The organism is Mesorhizobium sp. M7A.F.Ca.CA.002.05.1.1 (assembly GCF_003998335.1).
In the GTDB taxonomy this organism is placed as follows: domain Bacteria; phylum Pseudomonadota; class Alphaproteobacteria; order Rhizobiales; family Rhizobiaceae; genus Mesorhizobium.
This window is the reverse complement of record NZ_RZQI01001350.1, coordinates 1-1,058: the sequence shown is the minus strand read 5'-3', so window position 1 is coordinate 1,058 and position 1,058 is coordinate 1. Positions and strand designations below refer to the sequence as shown.

The window sequence follows — 1,058 nt, the reverse complement described above, 5'->3', positions numbered from 1 at the left end:
CCCTTCTCCCCTTGCGGGAGAAGGTGGCCGAGCGAAGCTCGGTCGGATGAGGGGTGTTCCAGCTTGGCAATGGCGGTGATCCGGCCATCACCCCTCAACTGTCTCGGCGCCAATCACAGCGCCGACAGCGTCTCCGGCAGTTGCGGCGTACTGAGGACGGGCGCCGACTGGAACAGCGTGGTCATGTCCCGCAGCGTCTGGGTCGTGCGGCTGGACAGCACCGGCGGCCGTTCGGCGGCTGCATCGGCCGCCGCCTGATCGTCGCTCTTCTTCTGTGCTTCCTCGGCCTTGGCAGCGATCTCCTCATCGACGAAGGGCTTGTCGATGCCCGGGATCGGCTTGAGGTCGATGTTCTGGTGCGCATAGACCATCAGTCGCTGCCACACCATCGCCGGCAGTGAGCCACCGGTCATGTTCTTGGTCGGCGTGAAGTCGTCATTGCCCATCCATACCGCCGCCGTGTAGTTGCCGGTGAAGCCGACAAACCAGGCGTCGCGGTAGGACTGCGTGGTGCCTGTCTTGCCGGCGACGACGATGTTGGGAAGTTGGGCTCGCCGCGCCGTACCCATCACCGGCACTGCGGCCAGCATGGTGTTCATCGATTTGAGCGCCTGCTCGGACAGCACCCGGTGTGGCGGCGGCGCGTCCTTGGCGAAATCATAGACCACCTCGCCGGTCCGGGTGACGAGTTGGCTGATGCCGTGCCGGGAGCCGACGAAGCCGTTGTCGGCGAACACGCTGTAGCCCGTCGCCTGGTCCATCACCGTCATGCTCGAGGTGCCGAGCACCATCGTCTTATGTGCTTCGATCGGCGATTCCACGCCCATCGCCTCGGCCATGGCCTTGATCGGGCCGATGCCGAGATGATCCTTGGCCAGCCGCACCGGCACGGTGTTGATCGACTTGGCCATTGCCATGATCAACGTGACGTTGCCGGCCGATCCGCCGTTGTAATTGTGCGGCGACCAGCTGCCCCAGCTGATCGGGCCGCCGGAAATGATGGAGTTGGGGGTGAAGCCGTGTTCCATCGCGGTTGCGTAGACATAGGGCTTGAATGA

1 protein-coding gene is annotated in these 1,058 nt (G+C 64.3%); it reads right to left on the bottom strand.

Annotated features, from left to right (window positions below; genetic code table 11):
- Nucleotides 1-113: 113 nt before the first annotated feature.
- A partial coding sequence (locus EN939_RS35490; protein ID WP_272483141.1) for a transglycosylase domain-containing protein occupies nt 114-1,058 on the bottom strand: 945 nt, incomplete at its 5' end.